Annotated in this window: 19 protein-coding genes and 2 riboswitches; of the genes, 4 read left to right on the forward strand and 15 right to left on the reverse strand. The window is 40.6% G+C overall.

Annotated features, from left to right (window positions below):
* Positions 1-16 precede the first annotated feature (16 nt).
* Positions 17-472 (reverse strand): MarR family transcriptional regulator MhqR, encoded by a 456-nt coding sequence (mhqR, locus tag IEE86_RS07625; protein WP_191096665.1) that lies wholly within the window; start codon positions 470-472, stop codon positions 17-19.
* Between the two features lie 204 nt (positions 473-676).
* Between mhqR and IEE86_RS07630 the strand changes: the two genes are divergently transcribed.
* Positions 677-2,182 (forward strand): ATP-binding protein, encoded by a 1,506-nt coding sequence (locus tag IEE86_RS07630; protein WP_191096666.1) that lies wholly within the window; start codon positions 677-679, stop codon positions 2,180-2,182.
* A 46-nt stretch (positions 2,183-2,228) separates the two neighbouring features.
* Here the strand turns inward: IEE86_RS07630 and IEE86_RS07635 are convergent, their stop codons facing one another.
* From IEE86_RS07635 to IEE86_RS07660, 6 genes are all read right to left on the reverse strand, one after another.
* The gene (locus tag IEE86_RS07635; RefSeq protein WP_191096667.1) at positions 2,229-2,471 is read right to left on the reverse strand and encodes an aspartyl-phosphate phosphatase Spo0E family protein; all 243 of its coding nucleotides are present in this window, start codon (positions 2,469-2,471) and stop codon (positions 2,229-2,231) included.
* A 300-nt stretch (positions 2,472-2,771) separates the two neighbouring features.
* Positions 2,772-3,302, reverse strand: a complete 531-nt coding sequence (locus IEE86_RS07640; RefSeq protein WP_191096668.1) for a 1,2-dihydroxy-3-keto-5-methylthiopentene dioxygenase — start codon at positions 3,300-3,302, stop codon at positions 2,772-2,774.
* Between the two features lie 16 nt (positions 3,303-3,318).
* The gene (locus IEE86_RS07645; RefSeq protein ID WP_191096669.1) at positions 3,319-3,957 is read right to left on the reverse strand and encodes a methylthioribulose 1-phosphate dehydratase; all 639 of its coding nucleotides are present in this window, start codon (positions 3,955-3,957) and stop codon (positions 3,319-3,321) included.
* Positions 3,921-4,616 carry a 2-hydroxy-3-keto-5-methylthiopentenyl-1-phosphate phosphatase gene (locus IEE86_RS07650; protein WP_191096670.1) on the reverse strand — a complete coding sequence of 232 codons (696 nt, stop codon included), beginning with the start codon at positions 4,614-4,616 and terminating at the stop codon, positions 3,921-3,923. Before IEE86_RS07650 ends, IEE86_RS07645 begins: the two co-directional genes overlap by 37 nt.
* Positions 4,617-5,837: a 2,3-diketo-5-methylthiopentyl-1-phosphate enolase gene (gene mtnW / locus IEE86_RS07655; RefSeq protein ID WP_191096671.1), complete on the reverse strand. Its 1,221-nt coding sequence runs from the start codon at positions 5,835-5,837 to the stop codon at positions 4,617-4,619. It lies immediately after the preceding gene.
* Positions 5,838-5,938: 101 nt separating this feature from the next.
* Positions 5,939-6,040: riboswitch (SAM riboswitch) on the reverse strand.
* 44 nt (positions 6,041-6,084) lie between these two features.
* Entirely contained in the window at positions 6,085-7,275 is a 1,191-nt protein-coding gene (locus tag IEE86_RS07660; RefSeq protein ID WP_191096672.1) for a pyridoxal phosphate-dependent aminotransferase, read from the reverse strand.
* Between the two features lie 163 nt (positions 7,276-7,438).
* Positions 7,439-7,596, forward strand: a riboswitch (SAM riboswitch).
* 80 nt (positions 7,597-7,676) lie between these two features.
* On the opposite strand from IEE86_RS07660, the gene mtnK reads away from it, so the two are divergent.
* Together mtnK and mtnA are read left to right on the forward strand one after the other, a co-directional pair.
* Positions 7,677-8,870: an S-methyl-5-thioribose kinase gene (gene mtnK, locus IEE86_RS07665; protein ID WP_191096673.1), complete on the forward strand. Its 1,194-nt coding sequence runs from the start codon at positions 7,677-7,679 to the stop codon at positions 8,868-8,870.
* 6 nt (positions 8,871-8,876) lie between these two features.
* Positions 8,877-9,938 (forward strand): S-methyl-5-thioribose-1-phosphate isomerase, encoded by a 1,062-nt coding sequence (gene mtnA / locus IEE86_RS07670; RefSeq protein ID WP_191096674.1) that lies wholly within the window; start codon positions 8,877-8,879, stop codon positions 9,936-9,938.
* Between the two features lie 24 nt (positions 9,939-9,962).
* Here the strand turns inward: mtnA and IEE86_RS19540 are convergent, their stop codons facing one another.
* From IEE86_RS19540 to IEE86_RS07680, 3 genes are all read right to left on the reverse strand, one after another.
* The gene (locus IEE86_RS19540) at positions 9,963-10,097 is read right to left on the reverse strand and encodes a hypothetical protein (protein WP_263479574.1); all 135 of its coding nucleotides are present in this window, start codon (positions 10,095-10,097) and stop codon (positions 9,963-9,965) included.
* Between the two features lie 90 nt (positions 10,098-10,187).
* Positions 10,188-10,679, reverse strand: coding sequence for a methylated-DNA--[protein]-cysteine S-methyltransferase (locus tag IEE86_RS07675; RefSeq protein ID WP_191096675.1), 492 nt, complete (start codon positions 10,677-10,679; stop codon positions 10,188-10,190).
* Between the two features lies 1 nt (position 10,680).
* Complete coding sequence (locus tag IEE86_RS07680) at positions 10,681-12,891, reverse strand: PAS domain-containing sensor histidine kinase (protein ID WP_191096676.1); 2,211 nt, start codon at positions 12,889-12,891, stop codon at positions 10,681-10,683.
* A 293-nt stretch (positions 12,892-13,184) separates the two neighbouring features.
* On the opposite strand from IEE86_RS07680, the gene IEE86_RS07685 reads away from it, so the two are divergent.
* The gene (locus IEE86_RS07685; RefSeq protein ID WP_191096677.1) at positions 13,185-14,204 is read left to right on the forward strand and encodes an acyltransferase family protein; all 1,020 of its coding nucleotides are present in this window, start codon (positions 13,185-13,187) and stop codon (positions 14,202-14,204) included.
* Positions 14,205-14,234: 30 nt separating this feature from the next.
* Here IEE86_RS07685 and IEE86_RS07690 read toward each other — a convergent pair whose 3' ends face one another.
* From IEE86_RS07690 to htpX, 5 genes are all read right to left on the reverse strand, one after another.
* Positions 14,235-14,411, reverse strand: coding sequence for a hypothetical protein (locus IEE86_RS07690; protein WP_191096678.1), 177 nt, complete (start codon positions 14,409-14,411; stop codon positions 14,235-14,237).
* Positions 14,404-14,568, reverse strand: a complete 165-nt coding sequence (locus IEE86_RS07695) for a hypothetical protein (RefSeq protein WP_191096679.1) — start codon at positions 14,566-14,568, stop codon at positions 14,404-14,406. The genes IEE86_RS07690 and IEE86_RS07695 overlap by 8 nt, the downstream gene beginning before the upstream one ends.
* 6 nt (positions 14,569-14,574) lie before the next feature.
* Positions 14,575-15,093 (reverse strand): DUF421 domain-containing protein, encoded by a 519-nt coding sequence (locus tag IEE86_RS07700; RefSeq protein WP_191096680.1) that lies wholly within the window; start codon positions 15,091-15,093, stop codon positions 14,575-14,577.
* A gap of 97 nt (positions 15,094-15,190) precedes the next feature.
* Positions 15,191-16,537 (reverse strand): TrkH family potassium uptake protein, encoded by a 1,347-nt coding sequence (locus tag IEE86_RS07705; RefSeq protein WP_191096681.1) that lies wholly within the window; start codon positions 16,535-16,537, stop codon positions 15,191-15,193.
* 144 nt (positions 16,538-16,681) lie between these two features.
* A complete protein-coding gene (htpX, locus tag IEE86_RS07710; protein WP_191096682.1) occupies positions 16,682-17,581 on the reverse strand; it encodes a protease HtpX in 900 nt (299 codons plus the stop codon).
* Between the last annotated feature and the right edge of the window lie 62 nt (positions 17,582-17,643).

Consider the following 17,643-nt stretch of genomic DNA (forward strand, 5'->3'; position numbering starts at 1 on the left):
TGGCTTCCTTTTTCATTTATTCTTTATGATCATATAAATGCTTTGCACGAAGCCCCACATGTTTAAGCATTTCGATGCAGGCATCCTTCTCTTCTTCACTCAGCACACTGATCATCTCATGAATTTCTTTCGCATGATCTGGGAAGATGTCATCAAGTAAAGCTCGTCCTTGTTCCGTAATATGCGCAAATGTCACCCTGCGGTCTTCCGCACAAGCCTTACGACTGAGGAGTTCTTTTTTCTCCAATTTATCGACAACATACGTGATGCTTCCGCTTGCGAGCAAAATTTTATCCCCGATTTGCTGAAGCGGCTGATCCCCTTTATGATACAGCAATTCTAGTACAGCAAATTCAGTCGGATTCAGACCGTGCCTCACAATATGTTTGTTCATGTGATGATTAATTGAGCGATAGGCACGTGATAATACAATAAATAATTTCAAAGATTTCTCAACATTATGATTTTCCATTTTTTATCATCCTTTATGAAATGCAACCCACTAATGTGACATTAATAAACAATAAGTAAAATGTCAATATGTTGACCTATCTTTAGCATGAAAATGAGACCAGAACGAATCACCTAATTTTTTAAAAATTACACAAGTCATCGTAATAAAGATAGGTTCAATGCTATAATAAGTCTATTAGGTAATACGTTGGAGCGATGAATGATGAGTATACTGAAAGGGTTATGGAAGAAGATCAGGCTGTACCTTATTTTGGTGATAATTCCAACCCTAATCATTAGTTATTTTATCTACGAAAAAGAAACTGAAAAAATCGATGTAAAAAACAAACAAACCGCTACACTTATGTTAAATATTCACAAAAACCAGATGAATTATTTAATTAGCGAAACAGAAGCGAGATTAACTTCCCTTGCCATGGGATTTGACCAGCCGCTTGAAACGAAAAAGGTACAAAACATCCTAGAGAAAATCTATAAACAAGAACCTCGTTTTTCAGGCCTGTATCTCCTAGACAAAAAAGGAAATGTCACAGCAAGTACCACACCGTTAAAGGAAAAAATCAACCTATCATTCAGAGATTATTTTAAGCGCATTCAAGTGACCAAGCAGACCGTGATCACAGATAACTATGTGAGCCGAATTACAAAACAGCGGATTCTCTCTATATGTGTCCCTGTTCTGGATGAAAACGAAGAAGTCACCAATGTGTTAGTCGCCGCCATTCAAATTGACTATTTAAGAAATATTATGAATGTATTGAACCCAGATCTTCATTTTAAAATGCTGAATCAAAATGGACATGTTGTATTTACGAGTGGCCCGCAGCCAGCATCAGAAAATGACAGCACCGTGTCTACATATTTAGATGAAAACAGCTGGAAGCTGGAAGTATTTCCAAAGCGCGCTTCAACGAGTGAAGTGATGTCTGTGATGCTAATTCCTTTATCCAGTGCTTTTATTTTATTGAATATTTTATTCACACTTGTCCAATATATCATTTTAAGACGACAAACCCAGCAGGAGCGTCACCAAAATGAGGCGCAAAAGCTTGAATTGATCGGAACACTCGCGGCAAGTACAGCACACGAAATCCGCAACCCATTAACAGGGATTAGCGGGTTTATACAGCTTTTGCAAAAGAAGTATCATTCAGAAGAAGATCAGCTCTATTTTTCTGTCATCGAGGAAGAAATTAAACGGATCAACCAAATTGTCAGTGAGTTTCTTGTATTAGGGAAACCAACGGCAGAAAAATGGCAGAATAACTCTGTAAAAGAAATTGTAAGTGAGATTATGCCGATCGTTTTCTCTGAAGCGAACCTTTATAATGTCGAGGTGGATTTGCAAATCAATACGATTCAAGATGTTGGTGTGTATTGTACGAAGGATCACATTAAACAAGTCGTATTAAACGTAGCGAAAAACTCTTTAGAAGCGATGCCAAACGGCGGTCATTTGAAGATTGTGATTGAGGCAGAAAAAGAACATGTCATTATTAAAGTGAAGGATACGGGTGAAGGCATACCAGAAGAGATGCTAAAGCATATCTTCCTCCCCTTTATTACGTCGAAGGAAAAAGGCACAGGTCTTGGGCTTGTCGTGTGTAAACGAATCATTTCGATGTATGGCGGGACAATTGATATTCAAAGTGAAGTGAATAAAGGAACAACTGTCATGATCATGCTTCCTTCTGCTCACTCAGTATAGCTGAAGAATTCAGCCGGTTTTGCTTATGCAAGACCGGTTTTTCATGTCAATAAGAGGGACGGTTCACAGATAGGAGACTCATTTGGGACACAAGATCATGAAAGGATGCAACAGGTTGTTTCTCATGAAAAAGAAGATACTGATACTCATTCATCAGGTTGTCCAGTTCTTGACTATATTTAATGGTCGTCTCACCTGTGTACCCTTCCACTTGCGCAGCTTCTACCATTTGTTTTCTCTTCTCATCAATGGACATCAGCAATTGTTCTTTCCTTACATAAATATTCATGATCTCAGCTCCCGCAATGAATTCGTCTGTCTATGCTCTAAATGATCCGACACCAAAATTATACTTTATTTGTAAATTAAATTAAATATGCTTATTTTATTTAATTTTTTACAGCCTAAAGACCTCTTACCCAATCATAATTGGGGGTAAACTTCAAATTTGGACAGGACTGACACATTGATTAAACAGAATTTTATCCTATGCAGAAGATGAAAATCAACTATTTTCTTTCTCATTTTATGTCTAATTTCCTAAAAAAAAGCTGATCATTCCGCATGAGGCGGAGATCAGCTCCTTTCATTAAACCGTTTCTTCTTCGTAAATTGGCACCCAGCCCTCAGTTGTGACAAATATACGAACTGCGACCACTTTGCGATCCTCTTGAAGTGTAAAGTAATGACGAATATTTGGCGGCACAGAAATTAAATCGCCTGGATTCAGTCTCACATCAAAAAAGACGCCATCCTTGCCTTGAATAGCAAAGATTCCGTGTCCGCTCACAATAAAGCGTACTTCGTCATCTGTATGGTGATGCTCACGTTTAAAGTTTTGGAGCAGCTCATCAAGATTCGGCGTGGCATCAGATAATGAAATCACATCCTGCGCCTTATACCCTCTTTTTTCAGATATACTTTGGATTTCCTTTTGGAAAACAGTCAAAATCTCTTCCTTTTCCTCATCCGTTAAATCATACTTTTCTGATAAACGATTTGGCAGCTTTTCAATCTCCCAATGTTCATAAATAACCCCTTGTTTTTCTAAATATGCTGCTACCTCTTGCTCGCTTTCAAGTAATGTATTCTCTTCATTATGAATCAAAATCGTCGCCATGTGCTTTTCCTCCTTTTTATCTCACAAGCTGCTTTTGATAAAGTGCTAATTTTAAGTGATAGCTAAATAAAAATTCATATGCCTCTAATACTCGTTTTGCTTCAAAGGCTGTTTTTCCCCAGACAGTGATGCCATGATTGCGAATAAGCACAGCACCTGATGCCGACTCTTCTGTCAGATGTTTTGAAAATTGCTCTGCAAGATGAGGAATATGAGCTGGATTTTCAATAATCGGAATCGACACTTCTGCATCCTCTTCCCAATAACCAAGCGCTTTGATGATTTCGTTTCCTTTAAAACGAATTTCACCCTTATCCCCATACAGCTCAGATATCACATTATTATCGATTGTATGGACATGGAGACAGCAACCTGCTTTCGTCCGCTCATACACATATGTGTGAAGCAGTGTTTCAGCTGATGGTCTAAGCAGCTCGTTCGGATCATGAGGCTGGCCTGCCGCATTGACTAACACAAAATCTTCGTTCGTTTCTTTTCGTTTATCTTTGCCGCTTGCCGTCACCAAAAACGTGATTGGATCATCCGACACCTTGATTGATAAATTACCGCTTGTTCCGAAAAACCAGTCTCTTTGTGCCAGTTCACGTTTAACGTCTGCTAGCTCCTGCCAGCGTTTGCTTTTTGCATCTGCCATTCCTTCACTTCCTTTATTTGAACAAATTGCGCTTTTAGATCGATAAATGTGTCATACTCCTTATGTACGAGCCCAAGCTCTTGACATTCATTGAGCAAGTAGTCGCGCGCAAACGTGAGATCCGCATGTTTTGCCGCCTCGATGTCGGTCACTGAATCTCCGATCATGATGATGAAGTCATTTTCATGAGTCAGCTTTCGAATGATCGAGGGCTTACAGCACCCGCAGCCATTTTGGCATTGTGAGTCGCAGGCATGTGGCCATTCAATCTGAATATGTTCTTCTTGAAATGACGCATGATTGCAATAAATATCGTCTCGATCGACAAGACCTTCGAGAATGGGGTAGACAAAAAAGTCCATACCGCCGCTAAGTACATAGAATGGAATGTCTGCTTTTTTTACCTCATCCACAAATTGCTTAAATCCTTCTCGAATCTCTGTATCCTCTAAAATAAATGATTGAATGGCTTCCTTCTGATCACTTGTCAGTAATTGAAACATCTGACTGACGCCTTCTTGAATGGTGATCTCCTTTGACAGGACCCCATCCTTCAGCTTCGTCCAATCACTTGGTGCAAACTGTTTCATGATGCGGATGATATTATCATTTTTCGTAATCGTTCCATCAAAATCACAACATACAATTGGTTTTTTCATTTATTCTGCTACCCTTCCCCAAAGATCTAGTGCTGCTTTTAAGTCTTGGCAGGAAGCTGCCTTATCCTCGATGGACTCTTCATGTATCACTGCATCAATGATCAAGCGAAATGCCTTCCCTCCGCCGATGGCTCCCCGCGGATGTCCGTGAATGCCTCCACCTGCGTTAATGACATGATCAAGTCCAAAATCTTTGATCAAAACCGGCACCATTCCAGGATGAATGCCTGCTGATGGAACTGGAAATGTTTTTTGAACCGTATCCTCTTTTACGCAAGCTTCATAGATTCCCAGGGCATCTTTTTTCGGAAGTGCAACCGACCCATAGGGTGAGGGAAAGAGACTCAAGTCAGCGCCAGCATATCGATTTAATTTACCTAAAAGAAGAGAATGCGAGAATCCATATTCAGGAGATGAAGTCAATGCGCCGCTCACTGCTGGATGTGCCATAATCGGCAATGCAATGTCTGGGTCCTCCGCTAAGCTTTGCATCACATCAAGTCCATAGGCAAAGACGTTGAATAGAAGCGCATCTGCTCCGAGTTCAGCTGCTTTTCTTGCTCGATCTTTCAGCTCAAAGGTTCTGCCAGTTAAATTGACGGCATATAGCGTACGGTGCCCTGTCTCTTCGTATGTTTCTTTTAAAATCCTTTTTCCTTCTTTGATTCGTTCTTCAAAGGGGGCCAGTGGACTTTCAAATAAAATTTCATCATCTTTGATGAAGTCAACACCGCCTAATGCCTGCAAACGGAGCTGCTCTTTTAAATCTGCCATATCACGGCCGATCACACCTTTAAAAATACTCATCAATAATGGACGATCAAACACACCTAACCTCTTTCGTATCCCCTCTATTCCAAATACCGGTCCAGGCAGACTTCTTTTAAACCCTTCCGAAAATGCTATATCAACAAGCTTTACCTTTCCATCTAATGACAGCTTTCCGAAAATTGTCGTGAAAACAGCTGGTAAATCTGTTGAAAAGTTAGCCTCAGGATAAGCAATGGTCACCTCTGATTGATACAAGCCATTTTCGGCTGAAGCAATCTTTTCTGTCACGTTCACGACTCGGCCTTTATGCTTTTGAAGCTGATCCTTTTGAAGCTGCGGCAAATCCGTCCATGATCCAACTGTTAATCCAAGCGCGATCTGCTCCGCTTTTCGGTCCATTTGTTCATTCTCTCGATGTGTTAATACGTATGTTGCCAGTAATTCACTCACTAGGAATCCCCTTTCGCTTCTGCCCTTATATGTTCAATAAAAAAACCTCTTCAAGTGCTACATCTGCGCCTTAAAGAGGTTGTTTCGTGTCGTTCATCCGAATCTTATCTCTCAGCGCTTGCTGCAAGAATTAGCACCGTGCTTCATGGAAGTCGGTTGCCGGGCTTCATTGGGCTAGTCCCTCTGCCTACTCTTGATAAGAATATTCAATTTCCTTAAATATTGCCTGAATTATCGCACCATTTTTTTATGTTGTCAATGGCTTTTTTTCAAACAGCTTCAAGGCAGCGATGCGACGGGCGGCTTCTTTTAACCGCTCTTCACTTGTTAAAAGCCCTACTCTGACGTAGCCTTCACCGTGAGCACCGAAACCATTCCCCGGTGCAACGACAACATGTGCTTTTTCTAACAATACGTCAGAAAAGGATTCAGATGTAAATCCTTCTGGCACCTTTAGCCAAGCAAAAAATGATCCCTTTGGTGCACTGACGTCCCACCCTATCTCCTTGCAGGCAGCGATCCACACATTTCGCCTTTTCTCATATCGATCATTTTGCACCTGTACACACGTTTGATCGCTTAAAAGGGCTTCCGCTGCTGCATCTTGAGTGGCTTTAAACAGCGAGACAAACAGATGATCCTGATAAAGCTCAATGGCTTCAATGACAGAGGAATTTCCTGCTGCAAAACCGACTCTCCATCCGGCCATGTTATACGTTTTAGATAATGTGTAAATTTCAATACCAGTCTCTTTCGCTCCATCTATTTGCAGGAAGCTGATTGGCTTTTTCCCATCAAATCCAATGCCGCCATATGCAAAGTCATGTACCACACACATGCTGTGTTCACTTGCAAACGCAACAGTTTCCTCAAAAAATGCACGGCTTGCAGTCGCACCAGTAGGATTATTGGGGTAATTTAAGTACATCAATTTTGCTTTATTCTTATCATCCTCTGACAGTTGTTGGTAGTCAGGTAAAAAATCATTTTGTTCAAGAAGAGGCATTGTGACCATATGAGCCCCGGCAAGCACAGCACCTGACCAGTAATCAGGATAACCTGGATCTGGAACAAGTAGTGTATCACCTGGATTTAGTAAGCATTGCGGCAATTCGACTAGTCCCGCTTTCCCCCCAAATAAAATGGCAATCTCTGTCTTCGGATCAAGCGTGACGCCATATTCTCTTTCATAAAAGGCGGCGGCGGCCTTTTTTAGTTTCGCTGTCCCGCGGAATGAGGAGTATTGATGATTTTCAGGCTTTGCTACCGCTTCCTGCATGGCTTTTACAATGTGCGGCGGGGTTGGCTGATCAGGATTTCCCTGACCTAAATTAATGATATCGGCCCCTTCCTGCATTTTTTTCTGCACCTTTTGGACAAGCGACGCAAAAAATTGTTTCGGTAATTGTTTCAACACATCTGATTGCTGAAATTCCATTTTCTTCACCTTCTCTTCAAGTTACATGACAATACAATCACTGTAATAGATCGTTTTATGAATTGTAAAGCAATTTTGAAAAAAGATTGACATGTGAAGCACAGCTCTGATAATATCTTGAATTAAGAAATACACACAGACAAAACAATGACATATTGATTTCTCTTATCGAGAGTTGGGCGAGGGATTTGGCCTTTTGACCCCAACAGCAACCGACCGTTAATACCACTGTGAAGTGGGGCGCAGCAAGTAAAGCGCCAAGACAATTGTCTTATAGGGCACGGTGCTAATTCCATCAGACGTATGTGCTGAGAGATAAGAGAGGCTTTGAGCATACATGCTATCAAGCCTCTTTCTCTCAGGAGAAAGAGGCTTTTTTATATGATTTGGAGGGGAAGCAATTGGTTACACTTACGGCATCATATGAAGAATTAACAGAAAGCTCGGCAGTTGCACTCGCAATTAGACTTGGTTTGATCGAAGAAAGCAGTCATTTGACATGTACTGAAATCGGTGACGGGAATTTAAATTACGTCTTTCATATTTTTGATCACAAACTTGAAAAAGGATTGATCATTAAGCAGGCACTGCCCTATGCAAAGGTGGTTGGAGAGAGCTGGCCGCTGACATTAGACCGTGCAAGAATAGAAAGTGCCGCACTGATCAAGCAGTCAGAATATACGCCGCACCTCGTACCAGCAGTCTATTATTCTGATACAGCTCTTGCTGTGACGGCAATGGAGGATCTATCACACCTAGAAATCGTCAGAAAAGGGCTAATTGCCGGAAAACAATATCCACATTTATCAGATCATGTCGGTGAATTTTTAGGCAAAACACTATTTTACACCTCTGACTTTGCCATCAATCCTAAAATAAAAAAACAATTCGTGAAGCAGTTTACGAATCCTGATCTTTGTGATATCACAGAAAAACTTGTCTTCACAGACCCTTTCTTTGACAGCGAAACGAATGACTTCGAAGAGGAATTAAGAGAAGATGCCGAAGCGCTTTGGAGCGATCTTGAAGTGCAAGCCAAAGCCGCAGAGCTGAAGCGTATTTTCTTAACCTCAGCGGAAACACTGGTTCATGGAGACCTTCATACAGGCAGTATTTTTGCAAGCGAGACTGAAACAAAGATCATTGATCCAGAATTTGCTTTTTACGGTCCCTTTGGATTCGATATCGGTCACTTTATTGCCAATCTGCTCCTGAATGCTTTATCTCATGAGAATGAGCAGGATCAGCAGCACCTTTTTGATCATATTGTTCATGTATGGGCAACATTTAAAGAAGTGTTTACAAAGGCCTGGAAAGAAGACAGCATTGAAGCGTTTAGTGTATCAAACAGCTTTTTAGAAACAACCTTTGACCGTATTTTAAAAGAAGCGACAGGTTTTGCCGGCTGTGAGCTTATCCGCCGAACCATTGGTCTTGCTCATGCGGCTGATCTTGATGCGATTCCATCACCTACTAAACGAATTCAGCAGAAAAAAGCAGCACTTACGCTCGGAAAAACATTCATCAAACAATATCATGCAGTGGAAACAGCGTCTGACCTCGTCGCATTATTCCAGCAATCTGTAAAGGAGTGACGGGTTTTGTCTAAAGAATTTGAAGTTCCCCGTTCCGTCGAATGGGAAGGAAATCATATTAAAATATTGAATCAGCAAAAATTACCGGCCGACACCGTATTTGAGCATTTGTCTACTAAAGAGGATGTATATGATGCGATTGTGACGTTAAAAGTGCGCGGAGCACCTGCGATTGGCATTACAGCCGCTTTTGGACTTGCGCTCAGTGCCCAAGAGATTGAGACAGAAGATATTGATGTCTTTCAACAAGAAGTCACTCGGCTAAAGGAATATTTAAACAGTGCTCGTCCAACCGCCGTGAACCTTGCCTGGGCATTAGACCGGCTGCTTCAGCGTATTGAACGTGCCTCCTCTGTGAATGCAGCCAAAACAGACCTTGTTCATGAAGCCATTCAAATTCAAATTGAAGATGAAGAAACATGCAAACAAATCGGTCAAAATGCCCTCCAGCTCTTTAAATCAGGTGACCGCATTATGACCATTTGTAATGCAGGCTCCATCGCAACAAGCCGGTACGGAACAGCGCTTGCTCCATTTTATTTAGCCAAAAAGAAAAATCTCGATCTTCACATTTATGCTTGTGAAACACGGCCCGTTCTTCAAGGCGCTCGGCTAACGACATGGGAGCTCATGCAGGGCGGCGTAGATGTGACACTCATTACAGATAACATGGCTGCCCATACGATGAAAGAAAAACAAATTTCTGCTGTCATTGTTGGAGCTGATCGCATTGCCCGTAATGGGGATACGGCGAATAAGATTGGCACGTTAGGTCTTGCCATTTTAGCTAATCATTTTCACATCCCGTTTTTTGTAGCAGCACCGCTTTCAACCTTTGATGTATCAACACGCGAAGGGGCAGATATTCCGATTGAAGAGCGCGATCCACTGGAAGTAAAGGAATTAAACGGCGTACAAATTGCACCGCCTGATGTCCAGGTATTTAATCCCGCCTTTGATGTCACTCCCCACCATCTCATTTCAGGCATCATTACAGAGAAAGGAATCATCACCTCCAATTATACAGAGGAGATTGATGCCCTTTTCACTGAAAGCATCTCCCACTAATATGAAAAAAGCGCGATGTTCTCATCATTTAAGAGCACCGCGCTTTTTTATTTCGATTGTTTTGGCTAATATGTCGTTCTTTTGTTCCTCTGTCAAGACGTTCATTTTGACACATAGTGACGTGATGGCATACACTTTATCCTTTTTGCCCCAAAACATCCTAGCGGCCCCCTTTTTTCCCTCAACCAACTTTTTTAGCTTAGTAAAAGGATATGTCGCTTGATAAACATTTGGAACAGGTCAATCGATTTATTTTTGAACAAATGGGATGCCTTCTAATTCAAGTAGAACCGCTTTCATGTCTGTCTTCGTTCCTGCATAGCCCGTGAGAGTCCGGTCTTTTCCAATGACCCGGTGGCACGGGATGAAAATAGGCAAAGCATTGCGCCTGTTGGCTTGTCCAATGGCTCTGACAGCCTTTGGGTTGCCGATCGCTTCTGCAATGTCTGCATAGCTTTTTGATTCACCGTATGGAATAGCTGAAAGGGCCTCCCATACTTGCTCTTGAAATGGAGAGCCAGCTTGCTTGAGCGGGAGATCGAATACTTTACGATCACCCTTGAAATACTCATCAAGCTGTTTTTTTGCTTCTCGCAAGACCGGTGTATCTTCCTTTTTAAGATCGGCTGTCTGCTTTTTTGCCAAAAACGGTTCATCATCAAACTTCACTTCAATGATGACACCGTCTTTTTCTAGTATGTATAATGCCCCGATTGGTGCGTGATAGACTGTATAATACACATTAAAGCTCTCCTTCTTGTTTCTGTTGCCTAAGTGGCAGCGTGAGATGGAAGACCGTCCCTACACCTTCCTCACTCTCTACCTCAATGGTTCCTTGATGCTCTTCAATAATTTTATAACTAACCATTAGACCAAGTCCAGTTCCTCGTTCTTTCGTTGTATAAAATGGTTCGCCAAGACGCTTTAGCTTATCCTCTGTCATTCCGCAGCCTTCATCACGCAGTGAAATGATAATATGCTCCTCGCCCTTCCGCTGAATGCTCACGTATACATTTCCTTTCCGCGGCATCACTTCAATTGCATTTTTTAAAATGTTAATGAAGACTTGTTTTAATTGATTTTGTTCACAGTAGATCGGCGGAATCTCATCCATCACATTGAGGTGCATTTGGACATTACCAAGATTCGCCTGTGCGTGCAGAAGATCCATCGTGTCTTTTACAATTTGCACGACATTTTTTTCTTCATACACAATGGCTTGTGGCTTCGCTAAAATTAAAAATTCTGTAATGATGGATTCAATTCTTTTCAGCTCTGATGTGATGACATTGAAATAGAGCGAATACTCCCCTTCAATATTTCCTTTAAGCAGCTGAATAAAGCCTTTTAATGCTGTCATCGGGTTTCTAATTTCATGTGCAATGCCAGCGGCAAGCTCTCCGACCACATGAAGTGTATCTGATTTTCTCACACGTTCTTCTAATTCCTTCCGCTCTGTCACATCTCTAAAGATCGCTAGATTCATGTTATGAATAATATTGCGTTTAAAGGAGAATTCAAGTATGCGCTGATCTGGATGGTTCAGCACAAACGGAACTTCATTATCCATCTCATCTAATGACATTTCCTGAGCGGGCTGCGCCAAATGTTCAACCTGATATGGCGCAAGTATATGAAAGAGATTCATTTCAGTTAAATGATCGTCCTTTAGTTCTAACAGTTCGCTTGCGGAAGGATTGACATCAATAATCTGGTATTGATTATCGAAAAGAACAATGCCATCCATTGATCCATTAAATACTTTACGGAATTTGAGCTCACTTTCACGCAGCTCCTGCTCCATTCTTTTTCGATCACTTACATTACGTAAAATGGTTAAGTGCTGCCCCTCTAATACCGCATGCTTTGAGGTGAACTCAAGCTCTTTAAATTGACCATTGGCCATTCTAAACAGGAGTTCTTCTCTTATTTCATGATGCCTCATATAACGTCTTCTTGTCGGTCTATATCTTTTATCAGACTTGACGAGAAAGTCTGTCAGTTTCTTGCCAATCAGCTGATGCATTGGTAATTCAAATATACGGCAGGCCGATTCGTTGGCTCTCACAATCTCTCCATCGTCCGCCCATATGATGATGGCATCCATTGCATTTTCGAAAATTTCTCTAAAGCGTTCTTCACTTTTTAACAGCTTCTCTTCCATTAACCTTTTTTCTGTAATATCCCGCATGATAGACATATAAAAACCGCTCATGACATTTGATGTAATCGTCAGTTCGAATAATTTGTGCTGACCAGATTGAAGGGTAACGGGCAGCTCTCCCTTTGCTTTCCCTGTTTCTTTTAATGAAGTTAAAAGGTGCTGCAAGGCTGGAAGATTTTCTTCTTTGACAAATTCATTTAAATAACGATCGGTTAAATCTGTCTTTTGAAGCTCAAAGCTCTGACAAAAAGAGTGATTGGCATCAATCATGCAGCCATCCTGATCAAATATGACCATACCATCAATCGCTCGGTCAAACAAATCTTTGAACAGCTGTTCATTCATGGAGCGTTCCCGTTCTAAAATTTTCTTTGAAGAAATATCACGCATCACCACAATATATTGTTGATTCAAGGCGTCTTTTTCTGCGACAAATTCAATGTATTTTGTCTCGCCATTTTCAAGCTGGATGGAGATTTCTCTTTTTAATGTTCCTTTTCGAAAAAAGATCTCGAGTGAGCATTCAATTTTATCTTTCGGGAAGCCGTAAAGGAAATCTAGAATGGATTTATTGAGGAGGTCTTCTTTCGGTGTCTGCACAAGTCTGCATGTCGCTTCGTTGGCTTCGATAATGTTGAGGTGCTGATCAAATATAAAAATGGCATCTAACGTCTTATTTAACAGCATTTTTTGCTGCATCAACTCAGTTCGCAAATATTCGTTCTCTTTTTCTAATTTTCTGATATCTCCCTCGGAGATGATTCGCTTGCCATCGAGCGTTTCAGTCATTCTCTTACACTCCTTTTCCAGCCTCGTTCCTCTACAATATTTCTACAATATTTTCATTGTTCCTTCATTCGACTCATAAAAAAAGATAACTTTTTACATGACGACTGTTTCATTTATTGCATTCGGATGACACGATTGGATAATGAATCTCTTTTCTTACGCTTCTTTTACAACCGTTGTACAATTTCAAATCAAATAGCGAAATGATCCAAAATGTATTTTAAAATGGGGCAAATGAGGGAACAGTGCACTTAGAACATTTATGTTTGAAATGAAGCAGGAAAGGTGATGTTATGGCAGCTTCACGAGATAGTTATTTTGATAATGCAAAATTTCTTCTGATTTTTCTAGTCGTTTTTGGTCATTTGTTACGATCATTTATTCATGATAATGATTGGATGCTCTATTTATACAAGTTTATTTATACATTCCATATGCCGGCCTTTATTTTGGTTTCTGGCTTCTTTGCAAAAGGATTTAGAAAGCCTGGTTTTATGAAAAAAGTCGCCGTTAAGCTAATCATCCCATATTTCATTTTCCAGGTGATTTATTCTGTGTACTATTATTTCTTGCAGGATCAAAGCATGTCCAATTTAAATCCAATAGATCCGCAATGGTCCTTATGGTTTTTAATTAGTTTATTCTTTTGGAATTTGCTGCTCATTCCTTTTTCCAAACTGCCGTTCCAATGGGCGATGATCGTCAGTTTATCAATTGCATTACTTGTCGGTTACGTGGACAACATTAGTAATACGCTTAGTTTATCGCGTACATTTGTCTTTTTGCCAATGTTTTTGGCTGGTTTTTATTTAAAGAAGCAGCACTTTGAATTTATCAGAACAAATAAAGGGAAAATAACAGCACTTCTTGTCTTCATAGGTGTATTTATGTTTTGCTATTTCTATGAATTCGATTATTCGTTCTTATTTGGATCCCAGTCATACGCTTCGCTTGGAGATGAAGGGCTGATTGCGGCGATGAAACGAATGGCCTGGTATTTGCTGGCCTTTGGCGCTACATTTAGCTTCTTTGCATTAGTCCCAACGCGCCGATTCTTCTTCACGAAATGGGGCACGAGAACGTTATATGTCTATTTATTGCACGGCTTTATCATCAAGCTGCTCAGAACGATTTGGTTTGATGATTGGGCACTGAATGCGGCAAGTGTATTGATTCTATTGCTGCTGACGATTCTCTTAACCTTTACCCTTTCTAGTACCTTTGTCAAAACCGTCGCACAGCCAGTGATTGAGCTCAAAATGACCCATCTCATGCGAACAATCACCGGCAGGCAAAGCAGTTATATCAAATAAAAAACGATCCCGCGAGAAGGATCGTTTTTTCTATTTCTTTTGTTCAGTATGACATGCAGCATCCTTTTTTGGCTGGCCGAGGGTATCCAGCCATTTGCTGCTGTTCACATCTCCAAGCTCGCTGCCAAATTCCTCTTCTAAAATGTCTGGGTTCATCGGTTTTTTATGGTCTTTCATATCCTTGCTCTTCACATGCTTTTTAGTCACGAGATGCTCCTCCTTGTTTGCCTTGCTGAGAATTTCGGTTTGCCTGACGATCTTTTGATTGTTCGTCAAATTGTGTTTGTCCTTGATCATGTGCCATGCTTTCAGTAGGCGTCATATTGTTTGTTCGCGCTTCATTTTTCGCTGCTTTTCTTTTCATCTGAAATCAGTCCTTTTTTGACATGTTTAGCTCTTCTTTTAATTGGTCAAAGAGCTCTTTCATTTGTTTAACCGTCACTGGCTTTTCCTCAGATTTTAACTCATAGCCAATTTGTCCATTTGCTTCTAGTGTGGCTTTTTTGAGACAACTGATGTCTGAAATACCTTGCTGCTTTAAGCGCATTTTAAATTGGTCCCTTGTGAGCCTGGTTTTCTTCAGCTTATGATCAAGCATTTCGCCATCCTCTAAAATCACCACCGATTTCCCTGACACCAACTTTTCAAAGAAATCAAATTGAATTGACAGCTTTTCCATAATCACAAGTGCCACAATAAAGATGGCTGCTGCATAAATAGTATCAAGTAAATTATGCTCAATAAAGGGTTGGATAATAATCGACCCAATTGAAATCATGATTACTGTTTGTTGTACAGTTAATTGACTAATGGACTTAGGCCCTGCTATTCTCAGCAGCAAAGTTCCAACTAGCAGCATGACAATCGCTTTCCATAAAACATCCAGCACGTCTCGTTCACCTCTTACCTATAGATTGCGAACATAACGCATGATTTAGCCAGTTATATAATGGAAATAAAAAAACAGCATTCGCTTGGAATGCTGTTCAGCCGATGATGACGCGCTCTTTCGGATAATGATAATTCGCTTCACTTTCACGACGACCAATTAAATATAAGAAGCTTGGAATGCCAATTCGCCCAATAAACATGACCATCATAATGATACACTTACCGAAAACAGAGAGCTCAGAGGTAATCCCTAGTGATAGACCTGTTGTTCCGAAAGCAGAACAGACTTCAAATAAATTTTCAAGAAGTGTATTATGCTCTGATAAGGTTAACAGGAACGTAGCTCCAAACACCAAAATAAAGGCCATCATTGTCACCATTAAGGATTTGGTAATATCTGCTTGATGCAGCTCTCTTTTGAAAATTTTAATGGACTTATTTCCCCGGGCAAAATGAAACAACGCGAGTAAATTAAGGGCAAACGTGGTTGTCCGAATTCCGCCCCCGACAGAGCTTGGAGAAGCCCCGATAAACATGAGCAGACATAAAAATAACAGCGTCGGTTCTGTCAATTGTGTAATGTCTAATGTGGAAAGTCCCCCACTTCTTGTAGCTGTCGATTGGAACAATGAATAAAACAACACTTCGTGCCAGCTCTTTCCTAAAAACGTAAACCGTGCTTCAAGAGCATAAATCCCAATAGCGCCAACAATAACTAGGCTGCCAAACGTAATCGTTGTGATTTTTGTAAACAACGAGAACGATGCGTGCTTTCGGTCCTGATTAAATAAGTAATCCTTTACTTCCACGAGCACAGGAAAGCCAATCGCGCCAAAGATGATCAGCAGCATCGTAATAAATTGGACGAAATAATCATCTTTGTATGGGATGAGCGAATTCCCTGTAATATCGAAGCCACCATTGGTGGTCGCACTTATACTTGAGAAGAAACCATGTAAGAATGCTGTCTGTACATCGTAATATTTGAGAAAATACATACTTAAAATCAGACCGCCTACAAACTCAATAAGCAAAATTAAATATAAAACCTGCTTCATTAATTTCACAATTCCTGATAAATTGCTCTGGTTTTGATCTGCCATAATGAGCTTTCTTTCTTTAATACCTATTCTTTTTCGCATGACAATCCACACAAAGGTACCGAGGGTCATAATGCCGATGCCTCCGATTTGCAGAACAAACGCAAGGATCCACATACCTGCGACACTAAATGTTTGCGAAGTATCGACAACGGTTAGTCCTGTGACACTTACAGCACTCACAGCTGTAAATAAGGCATCAATAAATGTCCATTTCACTCCCTCTTGATGCGCCACTGGGAGGCTGAGAAGAATGAACGACACTGTAACAGCCAGAAAATAATAAAGGGCAATCAGCTGGAATGCTGACAGCCGGTCAATTAACTTTTTAATTGGATTCATTGTCATTCCTTCTTTTATCTTTCTTTTCGAATACTTTATCATTTTAATGAAAAGAGACATGATTTTAAAGGTATTTTGTGCTTTATTTTCTTTTTCATCAAAAAGAAAAAGACATCCTGTAACAGAATGCCTTTTTGGTCTTTCTTATTTTGCTTCTAGTCTTCTGATTCTTTCGTTTAAATCAGGGTGTGTTGAGAAAAGAGATGCTTTTCTTTTTCCACTAATTTTTAATGTCGCAACTGCTGTTTGATCATCATCTTTGATTCTTGACGTATATGCCTCAAGGGAACGAAGTGCATGAATCATTTTGTCTTTTCCAGCTAGGTCAGCACCGCCGCGGTCTGCATGGAATTCACGATGTCTAGAGTATGCAAACACGACAAGGCTTCCTAGGATAGAGAAGATGATTTGGAACACAATCACCGCAATAAAGTGGACAATCGGCACAAGCTCTTCACGTGAAACGAAACGACTTGCGATCCATGCCGCAATTCTTGAAAGGAAAACAACGAACGTGTTGACGATCCCTTGTAGTAACGTCATTGTCACCATGTCACCGTTCGCAACGTGAGCGACTTCGTGAGCGATAACACCTTCAACTGCTGCATCATCCATTTCATGAAGCAATCCAGTTGATACTGCAACAAGCGATCTTCTCTTAGAAGGACCTGTCGCAAAAGCATTTACTTCAGATGATTGGTAAATACCGACCTCAGGCATTTTAGAAAGGCCTGCTGCTCTTGATAGCCTGTGAACGCGGTCAACAAGCTGCTGCTCATCATATGTTAATGAATCCTTTTCAGGGTTTAACACGCGCACACCCATCATCATTTTAGCCATCCAGCGAGACATCGCAAGTGACATAAACGAGCCTACAAAACCAACAACTGCACTGAATATGAGAAGATAAAGTATATTAAGTCTTCCGTCTGCTCCTATATAAGAACCAACACCAGTTGTTGCACTAATAACCGATAAGACAATACCAATCGTAGTGATAACAAGAATGTTCGTTAATATAAACAGAAATATTCTTTTACCCATACATAACCTCCGCTGTCATATTAAGTTCAAATGAACTTATTAATAAAATTATAGAAATAAAC

This window comes from Bacillus crepusculi (assembly GCF_014764715.1).
GTDB lineage: Bacteria > Bacillota > Bacilli > Bacillales > Bacillaceae > Bacillus.

Coding starts and splice junctions, on each gene's coding strand:
- IEE86_RS07685 (WP_191096677.1), top strand. CDS start 13,185: ATGGCAGCTTCACGAGATAGTTATTTTGATAATGCAAAATTTCTTCTG.
- htpX (WP_191096682.1), bottom strand. CDS start 17,581: ATGGGTAAAAGAATATTTCTGTTTATATTAACGAACATTCTTGTTATC.
- IEE86_RS07650 (WP_191096670.1), bottom strand. CDS start 4,616: ATGAAAAAACCAATTGTATGTTGTGATTTTGATGGAACGATTACGAAA.
- IEE86_RS07705 (WP_191096681.1), bottom strand. CDS start 16,537: ATGAATCCAATTAAAAAGTTAATTGACCGGCTGTCAGCATTCCAGCTG.
- IEE86_RS07635 (WP_191096667.1), bottom strand. CDS start 2,471: ATGAATATTTATGTAAGGAAAGAACAATTGCTGATGTCCATTGATGAG.
- IEE86_RS07695 (WP_191096679.1), bottom strand. CDS start 14,568: ATGAAAAGAAAAGCAGCGAAAAATGAAGCGCGAACAAACAATATGACG.
- IEE86_RS07680 (WP_191096676.1), bottom strand. CDS start 12,891: ATGACTGAAACGCTCGATGGCAAGCGAATCATCTCCGAGGGAGATATC.
- IEE86_RS07640 (WP_191096668.1), bottom strand. CDS start 3,302: ATGGCGACGATTTTGATTCATAATGAAGAGAATACATTACTTGAAAGC.
- mhqR (WP_191096665.1), bottom strand. CDS start 472: ATGGAAAATCATAATGTTGAGAAATCTTTGAAATTATTTATTGTATTA.
- IEE86_RS07645 (WP_191096669.1), bottom strand. CDS start 3,957: ATGGCAGATGCAAAAAGCAAACGCTGGCAGGAGCTAGCAGACGTTAAA.
- IEE86_RS19540 (WP_263479574.1), bottom strand. CDS start 10,097: ATGTTTTGGGGCAAAAAGGATAAAGTGTATGCCATCACGTCACTATGT.
- IEE86_RS07630 (WP_191096666.1), top strand. CDS start 677: ATGAGTATACTGAAAGGGTTATGGAAGAAGATCAGGCTGTACCTTATT.
- IEE86_RS07660 (WP_191096672.1), bottom strand. CDS start 7,275: ATGGAATTTCAGCAATCAGATGTGTTGAAACAATTACCGAAACAATTT.